Origin of the sequence: Allobosea vaviloviae (assembly GCF_001298265.1) — a bacterium.
In the GTDB taxonomy this organism is placed as follows: domain Bacteria; phylum Pseudomonadota; class Alphaproteobacteria; order Rhizobiales; family Beijerinckiaceae; genus Allobosea; species Allobosea vaviloviae_B.
This window is the reverse complement of the sequence record NZ_LGSZ01000040.1, coordinates 77,525-100,423: the sequence shown is the minus strand read 5'-3', so window position 1 is coordinate 100,423 and position 22,899 is coordinate 77,525. Positions and strand designations below refer to the sequence as shown.

The window sequence follows — 22,899 nt, the reverse complement described above, 5'->3', positions numbered from 1 at the left end:
GGTAAGCGATGGCTCCCAAGATCCTCGACCAGTTCGGCCGCCCGATCGACCGCACGCTGCTCGCGCAGGAGCGCGCGGTGCCGAGCGTCACCGGCATCCAGCATCCGTTCGAGGAGACGGTGGCGACAGGGCTGCAGCCGGGCCGCCTCGCGCGCACCCTGCGCGAGGCCGGCACCGGCGACATGTTCAACTTCCTGACGCTCGCCGAGGAGATCGAAGAGCGCGAGCCGCACTATCGCTATGTGCTGGAGACGCGGAAGAACGCGGTCACCTCGCTGAACGCCCAGGTCGACCCTGCGAGCGAGAGCGCCCGCGATGTCGAGATCGCCGACTTCCTCCGCAACGCCATCGTCGAGACGCCTGCGTTCAAGACTTTGCCCGACATGCTCGTCGACGGCCTCTCGAAGGGCTACTCGAATGTCGAGATCATCTGGGACTTGAGCTCAGGCTGGGTGCCAAGGCGCTATGTCTGGCGCGATCCCCGGCTCTTCCAGTTCGACCTGGCGACGCGCACCCAGTTCAGGCTGCGCGTGCAGGGCGTCGCCGATGGTGTGCCGCTGGAGCCGCTCAAATACCTGACCCATGTCCCGCTGCTGAAGATGGGTCTGCCGGCCCGAAACGGGCTCGCCCGTGTCGCAGCCTGGTCGTTCATGTTCAAATCGTTCTCGATGCGCGACTGGGCGCAATTCCTCGAGATCTACGGCATGCCGATGCGGCTGGGAAAATACGGCCCCGGCTCCTCGGCCGACGATCGCGCCGTGCTGCTGCAGGCGGTGCGCAGCCTCGGCCGCGATGCGGCGGCGATCGTGCCGGTCGGCATGACCATCGATCTCGTCGAGGCCAAGGGCTTCTCCGACAAGCCCTTCGAGGGCAACGTCCGCTTCCTGGACGAGCAGCTCTCGAAACTCGTCATCGGCAAGCCTGGCGATGGCGTCGGTTCGTCCAAGGCCGGCGAGGAGGTGCTCGACAAGGTCCGCGCCGACATCAAGAAGTCGGATGCCCGCGATCTCGCGCTGACCCTTATGGATCAGCTGATCCGTCCCGTGGTCGACCTGAACTTCGGGCCGCAGAAGGCTTATCCGAACCTGCATTTTCCGATCCCCGAGCGAAAGGATCTGCAGGTCTGGTCGGATGCGGTCGGAAAGTTCGTCGATCGCGGACTCGAGGTCGAGGCGAGCCAGATCTACGACCAGCTCGGTTTGAAGGAGCCGGCGGCAGGGGCCAAGTTGCTCAGGACGCCCGACGCCGGTGGCCCGCAGCCGAAGCCCGCCCAGGTCACGCCGGTCGAGAAGGCCTCGGCCTATCGGATCGATCCGCGCATCTGCCCGGCTTGTGGCCCCGCGATGCTGGCGGCGGACGATCCCAACGCCGAGATGGACGAGGTCGACGAGCTGGTCGCCGAGGCGCTGGAGTCCTGGCGGCCCGACATGACGCCGACCGTCGCCGCGATCCGTGCGGCGGCCGACCAGGCGACAAGCTATGAGGGCTTCCAGGCGGCGCTGGAGCGCATCGCCCCGGATCTCCCTGTGGCGCGCCTGGCGCGCCGCCTGGCCAAGCTCGGCATGATCGGCAAGGGCCTGGGCGATGCGGGGCTGGAGTGACGGCGCCATGTCGTCCGTTGAAGCGGTATTCAAACGGCTAAAATCCCCGAGAGCTTTTTTTCCGGGCCACGGGGGCGGCGGCAGGCTTGCTGCCGTCCTGGGGCTTCTGTGGGGCTCGGGCTGAATGGCGGTCGAGGAGCTTTTCAAGACGGCGCCGCGCGAGGTCGTCGACTATTTCGACCGGCGTCCGAGCAAGCCGTCCTTTCGGTGGGACGAGGTCGCGCCGCGCGAGCATGCGCTGCAGTTCACCGTGGCGCGCACGGCTGGCTTCGACGTGCTCGATGACATCCGCAAGGCGGCACGCGCAGGCGTCGTCGATCGCGTGCCCTTCGAGCAGTTCCGCGACGAGCTGGTCCCGATCCTGAAGGCGAAGGGATGGTGGGGCCGCAAGGAGGTCGCGGATCCGCGCACCGGCGAGATCGCCAAGGTGCAGCTCGGATCCTTACGCCGCCTCGACCTGATCTACGACGCCAATATCCGCTCGGCGCAGGCCGCCGGCGACTGGGAGCGGATCCAGCGCGTCAAGGACGTACTGCCCTTCCTCGAATATCTGACCTCGACCTCGGAGCGGAAGCGGCCGCTGCACCTGTCATGGGTCGGCACCACGCTGCTGTCCTCCGACAGCTGGTGGTCGACGCACTACCCGCCCAATGGCTGGCGCTGCAAATGCCGGGTCCGGTCGCGGGCCGCGCCGCGCGAGGGCGCCGCCACCGTGCGCCCGCCATTCAATGCGCGCCCCTGGACGAACGGCGCGACCGGCGAGACGCGCCTGGTGCCGGCCGGCATCGATCCGGGCTGGGATCACAATCCCGGCCGCGCCCGCGAGCAGATGGCGAGCACCCGTCTCGTCGAGCGCCTCGATGCGATGGGCAGCGAGGCGAGGCGCCAGGCGGTGAAGCAGATGCGCGCCGATCCCGTCTTCACCTATGTCACCGAGAACGGGGCGGGCTTCGATTACCAGAAGCGCCTGGCGCCAGAGCAGGCGGCTGCCGGGCGCCTGCGCTGGCCGGCCGCCGTGATCAATCCGCAGCTCGCCGGCCAGCTCGGCACGACCAGCCGGGTCGCCACGCTGTCGGTCGCCGACGCCGCGAAGATCCAGGCGCAGCACCCAGAGGTCTCGGCCGGGTTCTGGCCCAGGCTGCAGGACATCCTGGACGAACCCGATGCGGTCGTGCCGGGATCGAAGCTCGCGCTGTGGAAGCGGATCGACGGCATCGCCTGGCGCGTCATCCTGAAGGCGAGCGAGACGGGCGAAATCTTCGTCAACAGCGTGCATCGCGGCCGCGATCGGCTGCTGGCCGCCCTGATGAAACGCGAGGAAGGGAAGTAGCGGTCGGGAGGGTGGCACTCCTCCTCGGCACAGGGCCGGTGGTCCATGGCTCGACCGCCGGGCGAATATAGGTCAAGCTTGCTTCAATGCCAACAACCGGCCCCGGACGCGCGTCCGGGGCCTTTGTGTTTGAGGCGTCCGGCATGGTCGGGCCATGTTCGGATCTCGTCTCGCCCTCTGCGACGCACTGCCCACCGGCCTTCAGGCCGGGCCGATGGTGTTCGAGGTCGTCATGGCGGCCGGCCAGGCCGGAGCCGCACCGACGCCGCCCGACTGGGTGCAACTGACGCCGCGCGGCGAGGTCACGGCGCGCGACGGCCGCGTCTTCTCCTTCAACCCCGAGACGCTCGTCGCAGCCTTCGTTGCCGGCGGCCTCAATCTCCCGATCGATTTCGAGCATGAGAGCGAATTCACCCTGACGCTCGGCGCCCGGCCGGCGCGGGGCTGGATCGCCGAACTGCAGGCGCGCCCCGAGGGCACCTTCGGCAGGATCGAGTGGCTTGCTGACGCCGTTACGGCGCTCGCGGCCCGCGCCTATCGCTACATCTCGCCGACGCTCTGGCTGCAGGCCGACGGCAAGACGGCCCGCCTGCTCAAGGGTGCGGCGCTCGTCACCTCGCCCGCGCTCGGCATGCCGGCCGTGGCTTCCGCCTCAACGCAGGAAAGACCCATGAACAAAGAAATCCTTGCCCTGCTGGGGCTTCCCGAGACGGCGACGGCCACCGAGGCGGCCAGCGCGATCGCCACGCTGAAGGCGGGCGACCCCACGAAGTTCGTGCCCAAGGCACAGCACGACGAGACGCTCGTCGCGCTCGCCGCCGCCCAGGCGACGCTGAAGGCCGGCGAGGACGCGGCGCAGGCGGTCAAGTGTTCGACGCTGGTCGATGACGCGATCAAGGGCGGCAAGGTCGCTCCGGCCGCGCGCGAACAGTACCTTGCTCTCGCCAAGGGCAACTTCGACGACACCAAGGCCGCAATCGACGCCATGCCCGTCGTGCTCAGGGCCGGCGAGGATCCTGCCATCCGGGCCGCGCCGGGCGGCGCGTCCTGCGATGCCGTCGCGCTCGGCGCCAAGGCCCGCTCCTACATGGACGAGCAGCTGGCGAAGGGCATCACCGTCAGCGCCGCCGACGCGGTCGCTCATGTCCAGGGAGCCGCGAAGTGAACCGCAATGAATTCGGGCTAGTGAAGAATTTCACCTCCGCGGGCGCCATCAAGCCCCGCCGCGTCGTCGCCTTCGCAGCGGCCGAGGGGCAGGTCGAAACGGCCGTCTCGGCTTCGGCCAAGCCGCTGATCGGGGTTTCCGGTGTCATCGGCACGGCCGGTGCCGGAGAGCGCATCGACGTTTATCTCGGCGACGTGCAGCCGGTCGAAGCCGGGGCGGCCTTCGCCCAGGGCGCCAGGCTCACTGTCGATGCCGAGGGGCGCGTCGTGGCGGCCGCTCCGGCGGCGACGGCCACGGTCCACACCATCGGCCTCGCGCTCGGGCCGGCCACGGCGCTTGGCGAGATCGTGCCCGTCCGCATCCTCCAGGCCGCGCTGAGCAACGCCGCGAACGCCTGATCCATCAACCCGACCCTTTTCTGACGCGAGGCCCACATGGCGAAGCTCGACAACCAGCAGTTCGAGGCGAACCCGTCGATGACGGCGATCGCCATCGCGTATCGCAATCCCGACGTCGTCATGATCGCCGACGACGTGCTGCCCCGCGTGCCGGTGGGTGGCCGCAATTTCGACTGGATCGAGTATCCGGAGGTCGAGATGTTCGGCGTGCCCGACACCCGCGTCGGCCCGCGTTCGGCGCCTAACCAGGTCGAGCTGTCCGGCACCAAGAATAGCGCCGGCGTTGCCGACTTCGGGATCGACATCCCGCTCGACAATCCCTCGATCGCGATCGCAGAGGCCGCAGGCTACAATCCGCGCAACCGCGCGACCGAGATGGCGACCAACATCGTCATGCTTGATCGCGAGATCCGCGTCGCCAACGTCGTCACTAACGCGGCGCTCTACGATGCCGAGCAGAAGCTGGCGGCGACCGTCGCCGCCTTTTTCGACGCGGCCGCCGATCCCTTCGAGGCGGTCGACGCCCTCCTCGACGCCTGTTGGATGCGCCCCAACCAGCTCACCTTCGGCCACCCCGCCTGGCGCGCCTTCCGCAAGCATCCCAAAGTCGTCCAGGCGGTGAAGGGCACAACCACGGCAGCTGGGCGCCTGACCCGTCAGGAAGTGGCCGACGCATTCGAAGTCAACCGCATCCTGGTCGGCTCCGGCCGCGTCAACATCTCCCGGCCGGGCCTGGCGCCGAGTTTGGCGCGCACTTGGGGGCAGACGATCAGCGGCCAGTTCATTGACCGCACGGTCACACCCGAGGCCGGCGGCATCACCTTCGGCATGACGGCGGTCTATGGCAGCCGCGTCGCCGGCACCCGCAAGGTCGATATGGGCCTGACCGGCGGCGAGATGGTGCGCGCCGGCGAGAGCCTGAAGGAGCTCGTCGTGGCCAAGCGCGCCGGCTGCCTGATCACGCTGACCTGATCGCTGTCCTGACGTCGAGCCCCGGTCCGTGCCGGGGCTCTGGTCAGCACAGGAGGTCTCCCATGAAGCTCTACCGCGCGATCTGGAACGTGCAGGATGCCGGCGGCATCGTCGCGCCCGGCGGCCTGGCGAAGCTCGACACGGATGCGGCGCTGTCGCTCGCTTTGCTCGGTGCGATCGAGCCCGACGCCGTCGAGGATGCCCCCGAGGCCTCCGAGGCGGAACGCGCCGCGGCCATCCTCGCCCTCGTTCCGTCGCTCGCGGTCGGCGATTTCACGAATGCTGGCTTGCTTCGCGCCGAGGCGCGCAAGCGGCTCGCCGCCGCCCTCGGCTTCGTGCCGGGCGACGACGAGATCAAAGCGGCCGGCGAGGCCTACGCCAAGACGCAGGCCGAGCAGAACGCCTGACGGAATACCTAGGGCCGGTCTGGCCCAGGGCGGTCTGGCACGGCTCGCGAGGCCTCCAGCACCCGATGGGGACGGTTCGACCGTAGGACCCAGTTCGCCGCCCACACAGTTCGATCGTCCCGGCGGATCCGGGTGCAGGCGGGCAAGACCGCCCTGGCGGGTGCGATGCCCGTCGTTTTTTCAGTTGGGAGGAAGCCATGACGACCCATTCGGGACTGCCCGTCGCCGGTTATCAGCCGCAGTCCGAGGGCGCGGTCGCTCGTGTCAACGCCTGCAAGCGGGTCGAGGAGGCGGTGCTGCGCGTCCTGGACGAGCTTGCCGAGCGCGAGGACGTCGATAAGCGCTGGCTCGCGCTTGGGCGCTCCTCGATCGAACAGGGCTTCATGGCGGTCAATCGTTCGATCTTCCGGCCGGCCCGCGTCGCGATCGACTGATCATGACCTACGCGACCCGCGCAGACATCGAGGCGATCTACGGCGCGCGGCACCTGGAGACGTTGGTGCCGGCCGACGTCGATATGGACGTCGCGGTCGGCAACGCGATCATCTCGGCCCAGGCGATGATCGATCCCTATCTGCGCAAGCGCTACGTCTTGCCGATCGCGGTCGCCGTCCCGCCGATCCTGAAGCAGTGCGCGATCGACATCGCCTGCTGGCAGCTCGCGCCGGCCGCCGACCGGATGTCCGAGGAGATCGAGAAGCGGGCGAACCTGCGGCTCAAATTCCTGAAGGACGTCGCCACTGGGCTCGCAGAGATCGTCGAGCTGCAGCCCGTGCCCGGCTCCGGCGCGGGCGGCGAGACCAGCTCGGGCAGCGGCGCGTTCTTCTCGGCTGAAGCCAGGCGCTGGAGCGGGGATATCCTGTGAGCACGCTCGAAGTCAGGGTCGATATCTCCGGCCTGGACGGGATCGAGGCCGCTCTCGCGCGGCTGGCTGGCGCTCAGTTCGACACGCTGCTGGAGGGCATGGCGCGGCTCATTCGAGAATCGGCACGCGAGCGCGTGTTCGGCGGCGGACCCGCGCCTGACGGATCGGCTTGGAAGCCCAATTTCGAAGGGCGCACACCGATCCTCCACCGTAGCGGCGCACTAGCCCGCTCGATCGACTATGCCGTCAGTGGCAACCAGATCGTCGTGGGGTCGGGTCTGCACTATGCGGCGATCCATCAATATGGCGGCGTCATCAAGCCCAAGAATGGCAGCGCCCTGAAGTTCTGGTGGCAGTCCGGGGGCTTCGTCAATTTTGCGGTCGTCAAGAGCGTCACCATGCCGGCGCGGCCGTATATCGGCCTCTCCGGCGATGATCGCGCCGAGCTGATCCAGGCGGCCGTCCTCTACATCCGGAGGTTGTTCGGATGAGCCGGCTGGCCGATCTCCTCATCGCCGCGAGCGCGGCGTTCCGCGCCGAACGCGACGATGCCGACCAGCGGGTGTTCACCGAGGTCAAGGCCGAGCTGGATCGGTTCGACCTGGCCGATCTGCTGAAGGATTCGACGCGGGCTCCGACCGCCCGCGTCTGCCTGATGCGCGCCAAGCCGGTGCCCGGCATCGACGGCAACCGCGACCTGGACGTCTCAGTCGCGATCGTCGTGGTGGCCGCCCGCTCCGGGCGCGCCAATCCCGAGTTCTCCTCGGCCGACATGGCCGCGCTTCAGCTTCTCGATATCTGCACCGACGTGCTGATGCGCGACCCTTATGTCGGCCTCGGCCAGCTCCAGGCCGCCGAGCTGGGCGACCAGCTCGTCGCGCTGTCCGAGCAGTCGAATGCCAATGGAATCGCCATCGCCCTGCAGGAGGTGAAATGGCGCCTGCTCCAGGTGAAGACGGCACGCGCCGCGATCCGCTCGGTAATCGGCACCTCCGACGAGGCCCAGCCCGACCAGCTCGCGATCAACGGCAATGACCCCGTCCTGCCGCCGGTCGGCTCTGTTCCGCCGGTGACGCCATGAGCGGCGAGCGCGATGTCCGCAAGCGACTGGCTGCGCTGGAGCGCCGTATGGCGACGCTGCTGATGCTGGGCACGGCAGAGCAGAATCAGGGCGCGAAGACGAAAGTCCGCTTCGACGATGCCGGCGCCGCCGGCGAGCCCTTCAGCTCGCCCTACCTGTCTCAGGCATCCGCCTCCGGCAAGAATGGCTCCGGCGTCTCCAAGTTCACCAAGATCGGCACCGGCGAATCCGTCATCGTCCTCAACCCGGGCGGCGAGATCGGACAGCATTCGCGGGTGATGTCGGCCGGGCCGGTCGGGGATCATCCTTCGCCCGGCGCCTCGGAGGCCGATGGCGACGTGACCTCGGTCGGCAATGCCACGTTCTCGATCAAGGACGGCGAGATCAAGGGCAGCGTCGGCGGCTCCAGCTTCACCATCACGGCTGGGGCGATCGAGCTGAAGGCCGCAGCGATCCGATTGGTGCAGGGCTGATGCCGGGGATCGCGGTCAAAGGGCTCGATGCGGCCGGCGGCGCCCAGATCGCCGGCGGCCAGGGCTTCGTCACCGTCGCCGGCGCCCTCGTGGTCGTCCTGGGCGATCCCGTCGAGCCGCATGGGCCGCCGCCGCATTCGCCGACGCCGGTCATGGCGCAAGGCAGCGCCTGGCTCACCATCAACGGCATTCCCGTCTGCAGGGCCGGCCACGCCGCCTCCTGCGGCCATGCCACCACCGGCCGCGACTGGGTCCAGGTGGTCGATTGAACCCCGTTTCAACAGCGCTTGAAGGAGCGAACATGAGCACCGAAAAGAAGCCCTACCGCGTGACAAACATGGCCGGGTTCTTCGTCGCCGGCGTCAAGGTGCCGGCGACGCGGGACGAGGACGGCAACCTCGTGCCGATCGTCGGCCATGTCCTGCGGCTGACCGAGGACGAGGCGAAATACGAGCTGTTGTCCGGCTCGATCGAGCTGGCGGACGAGCCGGCCGAGCAGGCGCCGCTGGCGCCTCCCGCCAAGCCGGCCAAAAAGACCAAGGGTCCTTAAGCCGATGCGCGCGGGCATGGATGCGCAGACGGGACGGTTGCTGACCGGCTGGGACCATTGCGTCCAGTCGATCGCGATCATTCTGACGACCCGCATCGGCACGCGCCTGATGCGCCGGGCCTTCGGCTCGGCCGCCCTCGATCTGCAGGACCGCAATGCGACGCCGCAGCGGATCATGCAGATCTATGTCGCGATCGCCGCCGCCCTGAAGCGCTGGGAGCCGGGCTTTCGCCTGCAGTCGATCAAGCTGACGCAAGCCGGAGGCGACGGCATCTTCGCCTTCGAGATCGCCGGCGTGTTCTTCCCGGCCGGACATCTCGGCGACTATTCGGTCAGCGAACAGCGCAGCGCGGTGCTCGCCGCCAATGACAACGGCTACGGTCTGAAGGTGGTCGCATGAGCCGCTTCACCCCGATCGACCTGTCGCTTTATCCGATCTCCGACGTCGTCGAGGCCCTCGACTTCGAAAGCTATCTGGCACGCGATCGCGCCGACTTCACCACGAGGTGGGAAGCCCGGCGCCTGCTCAATCCGAGCCTGCCGGCGGCGGATACGTTGCTGCTCGAATCCGAGCCATCGGCGATCAACCTCCAAGTCGGCGCCGGGCGTGAGCTGCTGCTGCGCGGCCATGTCAACGACCGCATTCGCGCGTTGACGCTTGCCGGCGCACTCGGCCGGGCGCTCGACCATATCGGCATCACCTATTACCGAACGCCCCGCCGGGTGATCACGCCGGCGACTGAGACCGTGCCGGCGGTTCTGGAGGATGACGAGACCTATCGGCATCGCCTCGCGATCGCGCCCGAGAGCTGGTCGACGGCCGGTCCGGTCGGGGCCTATCTGTTCTGGGCGCTCTCGGCCTCGGGCGACGTGCTCGATGTCGCAGCCTATTCCGAGGACGAGGGCGTCACGCTGGCGCCGCGCATCCGCGTCGTCCTCTATGCGCGCCCAGGCGCCGACGAGGCCCTGCTGATCGCGACGGTGCGCCAGGCGCTGAGCAGGGTCGATATCCGCCCGATGGGCGACCTGGTCACGGTCGAGATCGCGACTGTCCTGCCCTTCGACATGACGGTCATCCTGCGCCTGCGCGAAGGCTCCTCGCCTGAGATCGTCAAGGCCGCCGCCCGCCAGCGCGTGTTGAACTACTGCTCGGGCCGGCTGCGCTGGATCGGCGACGGCGAGACCGGGCCGGTCTGGTTGATCGGCCGCCGGATCCGCAACGCCACGGTCGCGGCCGCGGCCTTCGGCGCCGATCCGAACGTCATGGAAGTCGAGGTGCCCGAGCCGGCCGACGACATCAACCAGGCGCATGAGGACTACACGGACGAGGCACTCGCCGGCGTCGGCTCCTTCGACTTCGAGCCGCTGCCCGACGAGGTGACCGCACATCTGTTCAAGGTTCCGCTGATCGGCACCGTCACCATCGAGCACGAGATCGTCTCGGGGAACTGGTCGTGAGCGAACAGCCGCACCTTCTGCCGGACAACGCGCCTGCCTTCCTGCGCGATCTCGCCGCGACCTCTCGCTTCCTCGAGGCGATCGACCCGAGCGCGATCGAGACGATCTGGGATGCCTGGCGTTGCCCGGCGGCGCTGCTGCCCTGGCTCGCCTGGGCGCTGTCGGTCGACGTCTGGGACGATGCCTGGGCCGAACCCGTCAAGCGCCAGGCGATCGCCGACAGCCCTTATTACCACCGCATCAAGGGCAGCGTCCGCGCCGTGCTTTCGGCGCTCGCCTTGGCGGGCCGCCCCTTCGAGCTGACGGAATGGTTCGACGCCATCCCGCGGGCACGCCGCGGCACGGCGCGCATCCATGTCGAGACCACGCTCGACGACATTCCGCGCGTGCTGCGCGCGATCCGGCCGCTCGTCCTGGCCTCGAAACCGAAGACGCGCGCGGTGGCCTTCGGTGCCGGCGAGCTGACGGTCGGCTTCATCGTCATCGGCGGCGGCGTCCTGGACGAGAGCCTGACCACGATCGAGCCCTACGCCTATCCCGGCGAGGAGATCGACGGGCTCATGCGGATCGGTGCCGGCCTTCTCGAAGAAACCCTGACCACGATCGAGGCATACGCATGACCACGGGCTTGCTCATCACCACCGCCGGCCAGGCGGCGATCGCGGCCGATCTCGCCGGCGGCGCCGACCTAGTCCTCAGCCATGTCGCCTTCGGCGATGCCGGCGGCGTGCCCTATCTTCCCAACGAAGCGCAGGTCGCGCTGGTCAACGAGCGCTACCGGGCGGCGATCGCCAGCGTCGCCGTGGTCGCCGGCGCCATCGTCATCGACGCGATCATCCCTGCCGACACGCCGGATGGATCGGCCCGGCCCTCGCACGGCTTCAACGTCGCCGAGGCAGGGATCTACAGCGCCGCCGGCACGCTGATCGGCGTGGCGCAGATGAGCAACGGCTACAAGCCGCCTCCCAGCACCGGCCAGGCCTCGATCGCGACCTTCCGCTTCAAGCTCGCCGTCGCCAATCCCTCGGCCATCACGGTCGTGATCGACCCCCAGGCGCAGATCGCGGTCGGGCGCCAGGTGCGGCCGTTCTTCATGGTGGTCGACGGGGTGCTCAACGCCCCGCCGGGCGCTCCTGCCGCCGGCGCCACCTATGTCATCGGCACGGCGCCGACCGGCGCCTGGGCCGGCTTCGCCCATCGCCTGGCCCAGTGGGTCGGCGTCTGGGCGTTGTCGACCGTGCCGACCGGGCACCTCGTCGTCGACAACAGCCAGGCGGAAGGCGCTACCGCCCGCTATCTGCGGCGCACGGCCGGCGGCTGGGTTTCGGCGGCGGCTTCCGATGCCGCCATGGGCGTCATCCGAATGGCAACGGAGACAGAGGCGATCGGCGGCTCTGAGGCGGGGGCGGCGATGTCCCCCGCGACGATGAAGGTCGCGCAGCGCGCCCACGGCCAATGCCAGCTGCGCTATGTCGGTGCGACGGAAATCCGGCTCTATCTTGAAGGCGGCGACATCGTCCGCGTCGCCGGCAAGGCGGTCGCGCTGCCGGCCGCCGGCGTCGCCGCCGCCAACACCGCAGTGACAGTCAACGGCGTCGCTGCCCAGAACCTGGCGGCGAACACCGAATATCTGGTCGCACTGGGCTTGGCCGGGGCGCTCGAATTCTGGACGAAGGCGACCGGGCACACCCGCGACACTACCGCTGGAAACATCGGCGTCGAGGTCATTGCGGGCCACGCCGACAAGACGCTGGTCGGCATGGTCGCGACCAATGCCAGCTCGCAATTCGCGAACAGTGCCGCGTTCCGCGGCGTTATCTCCTGGTTCAATCGACGCAGCATCGACCTGCTTGGGGCGACGACGCCATTCTCCACGACCTCCTCCGTCGGGTATGTCGAGCTGCACGGCCCCTCGCGCATCTACTTCCTGACCTGGGCGGATGAAGCCGTCGACATGAAGGTCGCGGGCCAGGGCTACAACAACACGACTGGCTTCTCGGTCTCGTTGGGCGTCGGCGTCGACGGTGTCTTCCAGGGCATTTCGGGCGGCTCCTACGCCGGCACCGGCGGTCAGAGCTCTTTCACCTCCGGTTTCAGCGCCAACACCCTCTCCGAAGGGCTCCATTACATCACGCCGATGGGCACGGTCGGCGCCGGTGGCACCGGCACGTTCTCCGGCGCTGCCGTCGCCGTCATCAGGGGTTGATCATGACCGATATCGTCATTGGGCCGAATTTTGCGGCAGAGATCCAGGCGGCCGGGCTGATGGGCCTGCCCTTCGCCTGGTCGGCAGAGGGCGTCACCTATGGCGACGACCTGACGCCGCCGCAGCGCGCCGCGATCGAGGCTGTCGTGGCTGCGCATGATCCGGCCGTTATCGGCGCCGCCGCTCTGATCGCCTATGCTGCGGATACGCGCTGGCAACGCGAGGTCGGTGGCATCGTCATCGGCAGCGTTCCGGTCGCGACCGACGACCGCAGCAAGATCATGATCATGGGCGCCCGCGTCGCGGCAACGGCCGATGCAGGCTGGGAGACCGTCTGGCACGGCTCGGACGGGCAGACCTATCCGCTCAATGCCGCCGGCATGATCGCGATCAGCAACGCGGTCGAGGCGCATGTGAACGCGACCTTCGCCACCTTCGCCGGCATCAAGGCCGACATCGAGGCCGGCGCCATCACCAGTTACGCCGAGATCGACGCCGCCTTCGCGCCGGCCTAAAGCCCAACGACAAAGGCCCCGGACGCGCGTCCGGGGCCTTTTGCTCTGCTTCGAACCCTAGCTTCGGCCCCGACCTTCGCGCTGTCAACCGGCGCGCCACATTGTCGGGATCCGGAGCGCATCCATGGCCACCGCTGAATATTTCCACGGCACGCGCGTCTTCCAGGCCGGCCAGACCACCCGCCCGATCTCGGTCGGCGAATACTCCACGGTCGGCGCCGTGGCGGTCGCGCCGGCGGCCGACCCCGACATTTTCCCGCTCGACACCGTCACGACCATCTTCAGCAACGACACGGCCGCGCGCGCCGCCCTGGGCACTGGGGGCAATGTCGACGCCATCTTCGACGCGATCGACGACCAGGATGTCACCGCCGAGATCCAGGTGGTGCGCGTCGCCGAAGGCGTCTCGACCGTGCCGCAGACGAAGCTGGAGCAGACCATCGCCAACATGGTCGGCTCGGGCGCCAACAACTCCGGCGTCCACGCCTTCAAGGAGGCTTCAAAGCCCGCCCGGCTGATGATCGCGCCCGGCTACACCAGCCAGCGCATCAGCAACGCCAAGAACCCGGTGATGGCGGAGCTCGACGGCATCTGCAACCGCCTGCGCGCCATCAAGATCGGCGACACGCCCGATGCCTCGAAAGAAGCGGCCGAGACCTATCGCGACGACTTTCCCAACGACAAGCGGGCCTATCTCTTCCACCCGTCCTGTCGCGTCTTTTCCGGCGCCTCTGTCATCACACAGCCGGGCTCGGGCCGCATCGCCGGGCTGTTCGTCAAGCGCGATCGCGAGATCGGCGGCCCCTACGAGTCGCCGTCCAACCAGGCGATTGGCGGCATCCTCGGCCCGTCGCGGCCGATCACCTACTACACCGGCGAGCCCGACAGCGAGGCGAACTACCTCAACGAGATCCGCATCGCGACCGTGCGCAACGGCTCGATCCTGTGGGGCAATGAAACCTGCGCCGAGGATCCGCTGGACCGCTTCGTCAATGTCGTGCGGACCATCGATACGATCGACGAGGCGGTGATCAACGCCTTCTACTGGGCGATGGACCGCAATCTGTCGGTGCCGCTCGCCGTCGCCGTCATCCAGTCGCTGGAGAGCTTCCTCGACAGCCTGAAGGCCAAGGGCGCCATCCTCGGCGGCCGCGCCTGGTTCGACCGCTCGCTCAACGGCAACGAGGAGCTGGCAACCGGCATCCTGCGCGTCGAATACGACCGCGAGCCAGCCGCGCCGCTGCAGGATCTGCAGTTCGGCGCCCGCCGCAACCTCACCTACTACGCCGACCTCGCCAACGGCATCCTGCAGTCGCTCGATCGCAACGTCGCCTGACGTTTTCCCTGCCCGAAGCCGGTCCCGCCCGCCCTCCTGGAGACAGCCATGGCCCGTATCCCCTTTCTCGTGGTTCGCGGCGCGAACATGCTGGCCGAAGATGCCAACGGCCAGACGCTCAACGGCCATCTGGCGCTGTCCAAGATCAAGCTGCCGATGCAGCGCGAGAAATACGACGAGTTCTCTCCAGCCGCGAACAACGGCTCGATCGAGGTTGCGACGACGCGCGAGCCCTGCATGGCCGGGTTCGACATGAAGGGCATGCAGCCCGAGGTGCTGACGCTGTTTCGGACACCGTTCGGTGCAAGGCGCAAGTTCACGGTGCTCGGCGCCCTGGTCAACGAATACGCCACCTCGGCTGCCGATCGGGAGACCCAGGTCGTCGCGACCATGTACGGCCGGCTGAACGTCGAAACCGACGACATCGAGGGCGGTTCGCTCACCGGCACGCAATACGAGATCAAGTCGATCTCGTCTTATCTTTTGACGATCGGCACGGCGGAGATCGCCCGCTTCAACATCGAGCTGGGCGGCTGGGTCGACTCCGAGGGCCAGCAGCAGCGCATCGCCAACATGATCGGGCTCTCCTCATGAGCCAGCCCGACCTGACGCCGGTAAAGCCCTATCCGGGTTTCGAGACGGCAACGGCGGCCGCGCCGACCATGCGGAAGGGGCCCGTGATCGAGCCGGCCGGCCCGGAGGATTGGGTCAGGACCGTGCCGCTGGAGTTCCCGCTCACGGTCGACGGCGAGATCGTCGCGGCCCTGACCTTGCGGCGTCCGACCGGTGCGGATCTCGCCGGGCTGCTCGAAGAAGATCCGGACGAGGACACGCTGCCCAAGCGGCTGCGGGCGCGCATCTGCGGCGTCCACCCGGCCGTGCTCGCCGCGCTGTGGATCGACGATGCGGAGCGGGTGGCCGAAGCCAGCAGCCCTTTCTTGCCGTCCGGCCATCCCGATCGGGAGCCGGCGGAGGACGAACCCGCCTGATCCAGCGCACCGCGCTCGGCTCGATCCCGCTGCTCGCGATCGAGGTTGCGCGAGGCACCGGGACACCTTTGCCGGAGGTGCTGGCCTGGCACCTCGGCAGAATCGTTTTCTGGCATGGCGAGGTCTCGACCCTCGCCGGCGCGTAGGAGCCGCCCCGCGTGAACATGCGCGTCAAAATGATCCTCGACCTGATCGCGAACACCAAGGGTGGCGCGCGGCAGGCGCAGCGCGACCTGAAGGGGGTCAAGGATGCGGCGAAGGATCTCGACAGGGCATCCGGCGGCCAGAAACTCAGCCGCGACTTCCTGAACCTGTCGAGCAACTCCAAGGCCGCCACGCGCAACATCAAAGAGACTTCGACTGCCTCGACCGCCCTGGGCAGGAATTCCGGGGCAGCGAAGCTCGGGCGCGATCTCGACACGGTCGCGTCGCGTGCCGCGAAGGCGCGGAGGGAGATCGCCCAGCTCGGTACGGCCGAGGGCAAGGCCGCAGCCCGCCTGCAGGCCCAGGCACGCAACGCGCGAAAGAACGCTGAGACGGAAGGGGGCGGCGGAACGTCCCTCTTCGCCGGCACGCGCTCACTGGTCGGCGGCTATCTCGGCATCCAGGGCGCGCGTTTGGCCGCCCGCGGAACAGTCGGCCAGTCGGTCTCGCGTGAGAAGGCCATGGCCGAGGTCCGCAAAAAGGTCGACGGGATGGACGATCCCGCCGAGTTCGCGAAGATGGAACAGGCGGTCTCGAAATGGGCAATCGCCTATGGCCGGGCTTTCGAGGAAGTGGCCTCGCTGGTGGCGGAGGCCGGCGCCGGCGGCGTAACTCTGAAGGACATGCCGGAGTTCGTTCGGATCAACCTCGCGGCCGCGACCGCTTGGGACGCGACGGCCGACAAGACCGGCAGTGCTCTTGCCAAGATCCGGGCCGCGACGCAGTGGACCAATCCGCAGCTCGAAGACTTCGCAGACAAGGTGAATGCGCTATCGGATGCTGGCGCCGCAAAAGAAATGGACGTCGTCGAGATGTTCCAGCGCGCTGGCGCTGCGGCTAAGTCAGCAGGCGTTGAATTCGATGCATCGCTCGCCTTCCTGACCGCGATGAACAACGTCGCCATCGCGCCCGAAATCGCCTCGCGCGGGTTTGCAGCATTCTCCGCCACCCTGCGCACCGCGACCGAAAAGCCGAAGCGCGTCGCGGAAGGCCTGAAGATGCTCGGTCTCTCGGCCAAGGGTGTCGAGAAGGGCATGAAGACCAATGCCACGGCGACGATGATCGACGTGCTGGAGCGTCTCGAAAAGAACGCCGACAAGGCGAAGGCCGCGATTAAAATTTTCGGCGAGCAGTGGTGGGACGAAGTCGCCCGTACCGGCCAGGCGCTGCCGGAGATCCGCAAGAACCTCGACATCGTCAACGACCCGAAGAAGTGGAAGGGCTCGGCCCAGAACAACCTCAACATTCAGCTCGCGACGACGGACAACCATTTGAAGAGGTTGTCCGCGCAGGCCTCCGAAGTCGGCGATCGTCTCGGCCGCTGGGCGCTGCCGGCGATCAACGAGGGCATCGAGAAGATTATCGCCGGCATGGACGCGCTGGAGAAGCGCGCTGCCGACAAGAAGGCCGAAGCCAGCCTGGCCGAAAAGGTCTCTGCCGGCCTGCCGCTGACGCCCGAGGAGCGCGCCAAGCTCGCCAACGACCGCGAGATGGCGGCGCGTGTGACAGGCCAAGGCAACGCGATCTCTGCCCGGAAGGACTACCAGGAGACCGCCGCGCGCATGGACGGCGCCGATACGCCCGCCGCGCTATCGGAGCGCGCCCAGCTGCTGCGCCGCCAGTTGCAACGCCAGATCGAGACGCTTGAAACCCAGTTGAAGCTGGCGCCGGACGGCTTCGGCGACCGGAAGAAAACCCAGCGCCTGGCCAGCCTGCGCAAGCAGCTGGCCGACATCCCCACCAGCCCGTTCGACAAGCGCGCTTCGCCGCTCGACGCGCGCCGGCCGGCCGACCAGGACGAGCGCGGCCGTCCCGACCGAAGCGACGTCGTCGCCCTGCGCGAGCGCGTGCTCCAGCTCGAGTCGCGTCTCGCCACCCTGGATGAACTGCGCCGGACCTCCCGCAATCGTGACGATCGGCTGGGCTATGGCGCCGATGCCGAACCCTATACGCGCCGCCGCAACCAGGCCGACGAGCAGCTCCGCAATCGCATCGCACCGAACCTCACGGCAGCCAGCCGCTTCGGCTTCGGTCCCGGCGGGGCGCCGGCATCGGCGGGGCCGCGTGGAGCTGGGCCCGGCGGCGCGTCGTTTGGCCTGTCGGTGAAGGATTGGGCCAAGAGCGTCATCGGCGCGGGCGATATCGATCTCGGCGGCGCGGGCATCACGATCGCCGAGAGCCTGGCGCAGGGGCTGCGCACCGGCGGAGCCTCGGCCGAGGCGGCGGCGACCGGGATCCGCAGCGGCATCACCGGTGCCTTCGACGGCGCGGATATGTCGGCCGCGGGCAGCGCGCTGATGGCGTCGCTGGCGACGGGCATCCGCGCCGGCGGCGCCCAGGCGGTCGCTGCAGCCCGCGACGTTGCCGCCCAGGCGCGGGCCGCGGCTGCTGCAGGCATCGCGTCCGGGGGCAAGTCCTGGCCGCTGTCCGGCGCGCTTCACGACGGGGTCGAGTGATGGCAGGCGTTCCCATCCTGGCGATCGGCCCGCACATCTTCGCCTCGCTGCCGCTTTCGCTTCAGAAGATCACCGAAAAGACCAAGGTCAACTGGCCTGCGGCCGCGCGTTTCGGCATCGGGCCTGCCCGCCAGTTCACCGGCCTGGGCGAGGACGAGTTCGAGATCGAGGGACTGTATTTCGACCAGGAGTGGGGCGGCCATGCCGAATACCTCGCTTTGAAGGTGACGCAGAGGGCCGGCGAGCCGGTCGAGCTGCTCGGCGCGGCCACTGGGGGCTTCGGCGCCTCCATCTTCGGCACCGTCGTCATCCTGGAGGTCGGCGCCACCCACGAGCATATCGATTTCAGCGGCATCGGCCGGAAGGTCGCCTTCACGGTCAAGCTCGCCCCCTTCGGCGGCGACAGCGCCTTCGGAGGGCTGCTCTGATGGCGGCGGTTCAGGTGGTCCAGGACGAAATGACGCTCGACCTCCTGGTCTGGCGCGCCTTCGGCCGTCAGGACGGCAGCCTGGTCGAGCAGACGCTCGTCCTCAATCCGGGCCTCGCCGCGCTCGGCACCATCCTGCCGATCGGCACCACCGTGATCCTGCCCGAACCGCAGGCCCGCCAGCCCATCCGCCGCAACAGCGTGAGGCTGTGGAGCTGATGCCGTTCGATCTCGAAACGCCCCAGCTCGGCTTCACGCCCCGGATCTCCGTCGAGGTCAACGGCCGGGAGGTCGCGGCCGGCTTCTACGGCCGACTGATCAAGGCGACGATTCGCGACGAAGGCGGCCAGACCTCGGACCAACTCACGATCGAGCTGGACGACGCCGACAACGCGATCGAGCTGCCGCCGGAGAAGGCGACGATCGAGGTTTGGATGGGCTGGAAGGAGACCGGCATTGTCCTCATCGGCACCTATGAGATGCAGCAGCCCACGCTGAAGGGCAGCACGTCGGCCGGCGAGTTCATCACGATCCAGGCGAGCGCTGCCGACCTCAAATCGAAGCTCAAGGGCAAGGGCCGGGAGCATTTCGAGGAGAAGACGGTCAAGGAGATCGCCGACGCGATCGCCAAGCGCAACGGCATGACGGCCGTCGTCGACGCCGAGCTGGGCAAGATCAAGATCCCGTATCGCGCCCGCGTCGATTCCAGCGAGATCGACTTCCTGACCACGCTCGCCGACGAGCACGACGCCGTCGTCAAGCCGATGGGCGACAAGCTCGTCGTCACCAAGCGCGGCTCCGGTAAATCGGCCGCGGGCAAGGCGCTGCCGCCGATCAAGATCGAGAAAAGCGATTGCGAGGACTGGGAGATCGCGCCTGAGGGCCGCTCCCAATACGGCAAGGCCAAAGCCTCCTGGATCGACCAGAAAACCGGCAAGCGGAAGACGGAAGAGGCCGAGACCGGGCTCAAAGGCCCGGACTTCACCGTCCGCGATCCTCTCCCCACTCAGGAGCTGGCCAAGGCCAAGGCGCAAGCCGAGGCCAAGCGGCTGACCCGCAACACCAGCTCCGGGCATTTCAGCCTGGCGCTGGGCCGGCCCGACGCCCAGGCCGAGGCCGACGTCATCGCCGGTCCGTCGTTCCGCGACGGGATCGCCGGCACGCATCGCGCCGACGCGGTCGAGCACACCTTCGACGAGAACGGCTTCATGACCAAGGTCGAGATCAAAGCCAAGGAAGACGGCTCTTCCGGGAAGAAAAAGGAGAAATAGTCCATGGCGGTCGAGATCTACGACATCACGAACAAGGCCGGGCGCTATGTCGCCGGGTTCAAGCGGCTGCCTGGCCAGACGCAGATCGAGCTGACGCCCGAGCAGGCGGGCTATGAGCTGTCGCAGGGCACCATCACCGCCACCGGGCAGCCGGGAGGAACGCCGGTCGAGCCCGAGCCGGTGGTGGACAGCGACACCTTCGAGCTGCGCCGGGCCGGCCTGCCAACCCGGCCGACGGCGGCCCAGGTCGCGGCTTATGTGAAGGCGCAGGGCGGTGTTCCGAACGTTCTGCTGGCGTGCGGCCCCGGAGCGCCGGTGTACGGCCCAGCGGCCAATGCCACCTTCTTCGATCTGATGCGTCCTGCGGTGCTGCCAGCGGGAGTCTTCCGGCCAGGCGCGGCGCTTGAGCTCGACCTCCTGATCGAGTTTTTGGCACCCGCCATCGCCGGACGCTCGATCCAGATCACCATCAACGGCGTGACGATCGGCCAATCCTTCCCTGTCGCCGCCATCGGCTCCACCAGCATCAAGCTCCCCGCCTGGGTCTCGAACGACGGCAAGTCGCTGCTCGCCTATGCTGTCAATTTCAACGACGTTGTATCGCCGGCAGCCGGCCAAGGGGCGCCGTTTTCCAGCCACGCGGCACAGGCGGCCGCATCCGTGGTCGATCTCACGGCCCAGGCGACGATCCGCGTCCAGGCCAAGCCGGTGAACGGGGACATCTGCCGACTCGTTGGCCTCTGCCTGACCCAGCGCAGCATGCCGGGCGGGCCCGCCGCGCTGCTGCCGCTGAACGCGATCTCGTGCTGGGGCGACAGCCTGACTGCAGGCTCCGGCTCGACGACGCCCGCAGGCGGCTGGCCCAGCCGGCTGAGGCAGGCGCTGGCGGGCCGCGGCGTAAGCAACTTCGGGATCGGGGGGCAGACGTCGCTGCAGATCGTCGAGCGAATGCTGGCCGACCGCGTGATGGGCCGCAACGGCATTGTCATCGGTTGGATCGGGCGAAACGACGTCGGTGTCGTGGCCGACCTGACGGCCACGGTCATGGCCCAGCACGCGCGCGCCGTCGCCAACCTGGCGCCGGGGGCGTCTTACCTGCCAGGCACGATTACGCCGTCCTCGGCCGAGGTCTCGGGAAGCGCCAACCACACGGCGATCCTGGCCGCCAATGTCGCGATCAAGGCAGCCTTTCCCAACGCCATCGACCTGTTCGCTGCACTCGCGACAGAGCCTAACGGGACGATCGCGGCGGCCAATCGCTCGGATGCGGTGCATCTCAACGACGCGGGCTACGAGATCGTCAAAACCACCGTTCAGTCGAAGCTGACTGCGCTTGGGCTTTGAAACGACTGGTGACGTGACAGGGGAGCCCGAAGGCTCCGGCGGCCCAAACTTGGCAGGGAGAGCCGCCCGACGAGAGCAGAATCACATCGCCCATCACGGCGGCCGAGGCCGCGCCTGACTGGGCGACGATTCTGGACTGCAGCACAAATGGATTCCGTGATCCCGGTTAACCCGGTCGCCGGCTATGTCGGCGGCAAGAAGCAGCTCGCCCGCACCATCATCGCCCGCATCGGTGCGATCGACCATGAACTCTACGCCGAGCCCTTCGTCGGCATGGGCGGCGTCTTCCTGCGCCGGCCGGCCAGGCCAAAGGTCGAGGCGATCAACGATGCCTCGCAAGACGTCGCCACCTTCTTTCGCGTGCTCCAGCGCCACTACCAGGCCTTCCTGGACATGCTGAAATGGCAGGTGACCAGCCGGGCCGAGTTCGCCCGCCTGGCCGCTCAGGATCCCGCGACGCTGACCGACCTGGAGCGCTCGGCCCGCTTCCTCTATCTCCAGCGCCTGTCTTTCGGCGGCAAGGTCGCTAGCCGCAGCTTCGGCATCGACACGCACTCGCCGGCGCGCTTCGACATCACCCGCCTCGTTCCGACGCTGGAAGCCGTTCACGAGCGCCTCGCTGGCGTCTGGATCGACTGCCTGGGCTGGGAAGCATTCATCCAGCGCTGGGACCGGCCGACGACGCTGTTCTACCTCGACCCGCCCTATTGGGGCACGGAGCACTACTATGGTCGCGACCTGTTCGTCCGAGCTGACTTCGAGCGCCTGAACGCCTGTTTAAGAGGCCTTCAAGGCCGCTTCATCCTGTCGCTGAACGACGTGCCGGAGGTGCACAAGCTCTTCGACTGGGCCACGATCGAGGCTGTCGAGCTGAGCTATCAGGCGGGCGGTGCAGAGCACACGAAGCGCGTGAGGGAGGTCATCATATGCCCGCCGATTTGACGGATTATTCATGTCATTGGATCAATGTCCAACAAACTGGAGCGCGGTGATGGCTGAAAACTCTGCGATCGAGTGGACCGATCACACCTTTAACCCGTGGACAGGTTGCACAAACGTCAGTCCTGGCTGCGATCATTGCTACGCTGAATCGTGGTCGAAGCGCTCGGGCCATGTGAAGTGGGGCAATAATCCGCGCAAGCGGACGACCGCTCAATACTGGAAGGTGCCGGCTGTGTGGGAGGCCAACGCGACGGCCTTCTATAAGTTAAAAGGCAGACGTCAGCGGGTGTTCTGCGCATCCCTTGCTGATGTGTTCGACAACCAGGCCGAGCCGGGCTGGAGAAGCGATCTGTTCGCGCTCATTGCCGCGACCCCCAGTCTCGACTGGCTTCTGCTCACGAAGCGGCCCCAAAACGTCAAAAAAATGCTGCCGTCCGATTGGAAGGACGGTTATTCGAACGTGTGGTTGGGCCTGACAGCTGAAGATCAAGTGCGCTTCGACCAGCGCTGGAAACACCTCAGCGCAATCCCTGCCAGTGTGCGGTTCATCTCCTACGAACCGGCGATCGGCCCTCTGCGGATCGTCGATGCCCCAGTCCAACCTGATTGGCTTATATCCGGCGGGGAAAGTGGTAACGGCGCACGGATCGTCGAAGCTGACTGGATTCGTCAGATTGATGCTGACTGCGCTGCAGGCGGTGTCGCCCACTTTTTCAAGCAATGGGGCACGTACGGGAACAACCCACTGGTCTGCGAATCAGGGATACCGCTCGCTGAGGCAAAAATCGCTGACCCTCATGGGAAGGGCGGGGGCCTTCTCGATGGGGCAATTCACAGGCGTTTTCCGCAACCTCGCCCAAAAGTAAGCGTAGCAGCCTAGGGTTGTTGACTCGCATCAGCCATCGCATC

28 protein-coding genes are annotated in these 22,899 nt (G+C 67.6%); all 28 read left to right on the top strand.

The window, feature by feature from the left end; translation table 11 throughout:
* Positions 1-8 precede the first annotated feature (8 nt).
* On the top strand, positions 9-1,601 hold the full coding sequence (locus AE618_RS12125) for a DUF935 domain-containing protein (RefSeq protein ID WP_054209327.1): 1,593 nt from the start codon (positions 9-11) through the stop codon (positions 1,599-1,601).
* 124 nt (positions 1,602-1,725) lie between these two features.
* Positions 1,726-2,931: a phage head morphogenesis protein gene (locus AE618_RS12120; protein ID WP_054209326.1), complete on the top strand. Its 1,206-nt coding sequence runs from the start codon at positions 1,726-1,728 to the stop codon at positions 2,929-2,931.
* Positions 2,932-3,085: 154 nt separating this feature from the next.
* On the top strand, positions 3,086-4,096 hold the full coding sequence (locus tag AE618_RS12115; protein ID WP_054209325.1) for a phage protease: 1,011 nt from the start codon (positions 3,086-3,088) through the stop codon (positions 4,094-4,096).
* Positions 4,093-4,494 (top strand): capsid cement protein, encoded by a 402-nt coding sequence (locus tag AE618_RS12110; protein WP_082365210.1) that lies wholly within the window; start codon positions 4,093-4,095, stop codon positions 4,492-4,494. The genes AE618_RS12115 and AE618_RS12110 overlap by 4 nt, the downstream gene beginning before the upstream one ends.
* A 36-nt stretch (positions 4,495-4,530) precedes the next feature.
* Positions 4,531-5,466, top strand: a complete 936-nt coding sequence (locus AE618_RS12105) for a hypothetical protein (protein ID WP_054209323.1) — start codon at positions 4,531-4,533, stop codon at positions 5,464-5,466.
* A 62-nt stretch (positions 5,467-5,528) separates the two neighbouring features.
* Complete coding sequence (locus AE618_RS12100) at positions 5,529-5,873, top strand: hypothetical protein (protein WP_054209322.1); 345 nt, start codon at positions 5,529-5,531, stop codon at positions 5,871-5,873.
* 197 nt (positions 5,874-6,070) lie between these two features.
* Positions 6,071-6,307 carry a DUF7681 family protein gene (locus tag AE618_RS12095; RefSeq protein ID WP_054209321.1) on the top strand — a complete coding sequence of 79 codons (237 nt, stop codon included), beginning with the start codon at positions 6,071-6,073 and terminating at the stop codon, positions 6,305-6,307.
* A 2-nt stretch (positions 6,308-6,309) separates the two neighbouring features.
* Positions 6,310-6,738 (top strand): DUF1320 domain-containing protein, encoded by a 429-nt coding sequence (locus AE618_RS12090; RefSeq protein WP_054209320.1) that lies wholly within the window; start codon positions 6,310-6,312, stop codon positions 6,736-6,738.
* Positions 6,735-7,229 carry a phage virion morphogenesis protein gene (locus tag AE618_RS12085; protein WP_054209319.1) on the top strand — a complete coding sequence of 165 codons (495 nt, stop codon included), beginning with the start codon at positions 6,735-6,737 and terminating at the stop codon, positions 7,227-7,229. The genes AE618_RS12090 and AE618_RS12085 overlap by 4 nt, the downstream gene beginning before the upstream one ends.
* The gene (locus AE618_RS12080) at positions 7,226-7,819 is read left to right on the top strand and encodes a hypothetical protein (RefSeq protein WP_054209318.1); all 594 of its coding nucleotides are present in this window, start codon (positions 7,226-7,228) and stop codon (positions 7,817-7,819) included. Before AE618_RS12085 ends, AE618_RS12080 begins: the two co-directional genes overlap by 4 nt.
* Positions 7,816-8,292 carry a hypothetical protein gene (locus AE618_RS12075; RefSeq protein WP_054209317.1) on the top strand — a complete coding sequence of 159 codons (477 nt, stop codon included), beginning with the start codon at positions 7,816-7,818 and terminating at the stop codon, positions 8,290-8,292. The genes AE618_RS12080 and AE618_RS12075 overlap by 4 nt, the downstream gene beginning before the upstream one ends.
* A complete protein-coding gene (locus AE618_RS12070; protein ID WP_054209316.1) occupies positions 8,292-8,561 on the top strand; it encodes a PAAR domain-containing protein in 270 nt (89 codons plus the stop codon). The genes AE618_RS12075 and AE618_RS12070 overlap by 1 nt, the downstream gene beginning before the upstream one ends.
* Positions 8,562-8,593: 32 nt before the next feature.
* A complete protein-coding gene (locus AE618_RS12065; protein ID WP_054209315.1) occupies positions 8,594-8,842 on the top strand; it encodes a hypothetical protein in 249 nt (82 codons plus the stop codon).
* A gap of 16 nt (positions 8,843-8,858) precedes the next feature.
* Entirely contained in the window at positions 8,859-9,242 is a 384-nt protein-coding gene (locus AE618_RS12060; protein WP_248310842.1) for a GPW/gp25 family protein, read from the top strand.
* Positions 9,239-10,300, top strand: a complete 1,062-nt coding sequence (locus AE618_RS12055; protein WP_054209313.1) for a baseplate assembly protein — start codon at positions 9,239-9,241, stop codon at positions 10,298-10,300. The genes AE618_RS12060 and AE618_RS12055 overlap by 4 nt, the downstream gene beginning before the upstream one ends.
* Positions 10,297-10,920 (top strand): phage tail protein I, encoded by a 624-nt coding sequence (locus AE618_RS12050; RefSeq protein ID WP_054209312.1) that lies wholly within the window; start codon positions 10,297-10,299, stop codon positions 10,918-10,920. Before AE618_RS12055 ends, AE618_RS12050 begins: the two co-directional genes overlap by 4 nt.
* Complete coding sequence (locus AE618_RS12045; RefSeq protein WP_054209311.1) at positions 10,917-12,506, top strand: phage tail protein; 1,590 nt, start codon at positions 10,917-10,919, stop codon at positions 12,504-12,506. Before AE618_RS12050 ends, AE618_RS12045 begins: the two co-directional genes overlap by 4 nt.
* Positions 12,507-12,508: 2 nt before the next feature.
* Positions 12,509-13,021: a DUF4376 domain-containing protein gene (locus AE618_RS12040; RefSeq protein ID WP_054209310.1), complete on the top strand. Its 513-nt coding sequence runs from the start codon at positions 12,509-12,511 to the stop codon at positions 13,019-13,021.
* A gap of 124 nt (positions 13,022-13,145) precedes the next feature.
* Complete coding sequence (locus AE618_RS12035; protein ID WP_054209309.1) at positions 13,146-14,357, top strand: phage tail sheath family protein; 1,212 nt, start codon at positions 13,146-13,148, stop codon at positions 14,355-14,357.
* Between the two features lie 48 nt (positions 14,358-14,405).
* On the top strand, positions 14,406-14,951 hold the full coding sequence (locus AE618_RS12030) for a phage major tail tube protein (protein ID WP_054209308.1): 546 nt from the start codon (positions 14,406-14,408) through the stop codon (positions 14,949-14,951).
* A complete protein-coding gene (locus tag AE618_RS12025) occupies positions 14,948-15,346 on the top strand; it encodes a phage tail assembly protein (RefSeq protein ID WP_054209307.1) in 399 nt (132 codons plus the stop codon). The genes AE618_RS12030 and AE618_RS12025 overlap by 4 nt, the downstream gene beginning before the upstream one ends.
* Before the next feature lie 164 nt (positions 15,347-15,510).
* Positions 15,511-18,006: a phage tail tape measure protein gene (locus tag AE618_RS12020; RefSeq protein WP_054209306.1), complete on the top strand. Its 2,496-nt coding sequence runs from the start codon at positions 15,511-15,513 to the stop codon at positions 18,004-18,006.
* Entirely contained in the window at positions 18,006-18,434 is a 429-nt protein-coding gene (locus AE618_RS12015) for a phage tail protein (RefSeq protein WP_054209305.1), read from the top strand. Before AE618_RS12020 ends, AE618_RS12015 begins: the two co-directional genes overlap by 1 nt.
* Positions 18,434-18,652, top strand: coding sequence for a tail protein X (locus AE618_RS12010; protein ID WP_054209304.1), 219 nt, complete (start codon positions 18,434-18,436; stop codon positions 18,650-18,652). Before AE618_RS12015 ends, AE618_RS12010 begins: the two co-directional genes overlap by 1 nt.
* Positions 18,652-19,704, top strand: coding sequence for a phage late control D family protein (locus AE618_RS12005; RefSeq protein ID WP_054209303.1), 1,053 nt, complete (start codon positions 18,652-18,654; stop codon positions 19,702-19,704). Before AE618_RS12010 ends, AE618_RS12005 begins: the two co-directional genes overlap by 1 nt.
* Positions 19,705-19,707: 3 nt before the next feature.
* On the top strand, positions 19,708-21,048 hold the full coding sequence (locus tag AE618_RS12000) for an SGNH/GDSL hydrolase family protein (RefSeq protein WP_054209302.1): 1,341 nt from the start codon (positions 19,708-19,710) through the stop codon (positions 21,046-21,048).
* Between the two features lie 147 nt (positions 21,049-21,195).
* The gene (locus AE618_RS11995; RefSeq protein ID WP_054209301.1) at positions 21,196-21,990 is read left to right on the top strand and encodes a DNA adenine methylase; all 795 of its coding nucleotides are present in this window, start codon (positions 21,196-21,198) and stop codon (positions 21,988-21,990) included.
* Positions 21,991-22,039: 49 nt separating this feature from the next.
* A complete protein-coding gene (locus tag AE618_RS11990; protein WP_082365207.1) occupies positions 22,040-22,870 on the top strand; it encodes a DUF5131 family protein in 831 nt (276 codons plus the stop codon).
* The last annotated feature ends 29 nt before the right edge of the window (positions 22,871-22,899 follow it).

Bases quoted from the DNA above. Each gene is read 5' to 3' on its own strand.
- AE618_RS12125 (WP_054209327.1), top strand. From the start codon at position 9: ATGGCTCCCAAGATCCTCGACCAGTTCGGCCGCCCGATCGACCGCACG.
- AE618_RS12120 (WP_054209326.1), top strand. From the start codon at position 1,726: ATGGCGGTCGAGGAGCTTTTCAAGACGGCGCCGCGCGAGGTCGTCGAC.
- AE618_RS12115 (WP_054209325.1), top strand. From the start codon at position 3,086: ATGTTCGGATCTCGTCTCGCCCTCTGCGACGCACTGCCCACCGGCCTT.
- AE618_RS12105 (WP_054209323.1), top strand. From the start codon at position 4,531: ATGGCGAAGCTCGACAACCAGCAGTTCGAGGCGAACCCGTCGATGACG.
- AE618_RS12100 (WP_054209322.1), top strand. From the start codon at position 5,529: ATGAAGCTCTACCGCGCGATCTGGAACGTGCAGGATGCCGGCGGCATC.
- AE618_RS12095 (WP_054209321.1), top strand. From the start codon at position 6,071: ATGACGACCCATTCGGGACTGCCCGTCGCCGGTTATCAGCCGCAGTCC.
- AE618_RS12090 (WP_054209320.1), top strand. From the start codon at position 6,310: ATGACCTACGCGACCCGCGCAGACATCGAGGCGATCTACGGCGCGCGG.
- AE618_RS12080 (WP_054209318.1), top strand. From the start codon at position 7,226: ATGAGCCGGCTGGCCGATCTCCTCATCGCCGCGAGCGCGGCGTTCCGC.
- AE618_RS12075 (WP_054209317.1), top strand. From the start codon at position 7,816: ATGAGCGGCGAGCGCGATGTCCGCAAGCGACTGGCTGCGCTGGAGCGC.
- AE618_RS12070 (WP_054209316.1), top strand. From the start codon at position 8,292: ATGCCGGGGATCGCGGTCAAAGGGCTCGATGCGGCCGGCGGCGCCCAG.
- AE618_RS12065 (WP_054209315.1), top strand. From the start codon at position 8,594: ATGAGCACCGAAAAGAAGCCCTACCGCGTGACAAACATGGCCGGGTTC.
- AE618_RS12060 (WP_248310842.1), top strand. From the start codon at position 8,859: ATGGATGCGCAGACGGGACGGTTGCTGACCGGCTGGGACCATTGCGTC.
- AE618_RS12055 (WP_054209313.1), top strand. From the start codon at position 9,239: ATGAGCCGCTTCACCCCGATCGACCTGTCGCTTTATCCGATCTCCGAC.
- AE618_RS12045 (WP_054209311.1), top strand. From the start codon at position 10,917: ATGACCACGGGCTTGCTCATCACCACCGCCGGCCAGGCGGCGATCGCG.
- AE618_RS12040 (WP_054209310.1), top strand. From the start codon at position 12,509: ATGACCGATATCGTCATTGGGCCGAATTTTGCGGCAGAGATCCAGGCG.
- AE618_RS12035 (WP_054209309.1), top strand. From the start codon at position 13,146: ATGGCCACCGCTGAATATTTCCACGGCACGCGCGTCTTCCAGGCCGGC.
- AE618_RS12030 (WP_054209308.1), top strand. From the start codon at position 14,406: ATGGCCCGTATCCCCTTTCTCGTGGTTCGCGGCGCGAACATGCTGGCC.
- AE618_RS12025 (WP_054209307.1), top strand. From the start codon at position 14,948: ATGAGCCAGCCCGACCTGACGCCGGTAAAGCCCTATCCGGGTTTCGAG.
- AE618_RS12020 (WP_054209306.1), top strand. From the start codon at position 15,511: ATGCGCGTCAAAATGATCCTCGACCTGATCGCGAACACCAAGGGTGGC.
- AE618_RS12015 (WP_054209305.1), top strand. From the start codon at position 18,006: ATGGCAGGCGTTCCCATCCTGGCGATCGGCCCGCACATCTTCGCCTCG.
- AE618_RS12010 (WP_054209304.1), top strand. From the start codon at position 18,434: ATGGCGGCGGTTCAGGTGGTCCAGGACGAAATGACGCTCGACCTCCTG.
- AE618_RS12005 (WP_054209303.1), top strand. From the start codon at position 18,652: ATGCCGTTCGATCTCGAAACGCCCCAGCTCGGCTTCACGCCCCGGATC.
- AE618_RS12000 (WP_054209302.1), top strand. From the start codon at position 19,708: ATGGCGGTCGAGATCTACGACATCACGAACAAGGCCGGGCGCTATGTC.
- AE618_RS11995 (WP_054209301.1), top strand. From the start codon at position 21,196: ATGGATTCCGTGATCCCGGTTAACCCGGTCGCCGGCTATGTCGGCGGC.
- AE618_RS11990 (WP_082365207.1), top strand. From the start codon at position 22,040: ATGGCTGAAAACTCTGCGATCGAGTGGACCGATCACACCTTTAACCCG.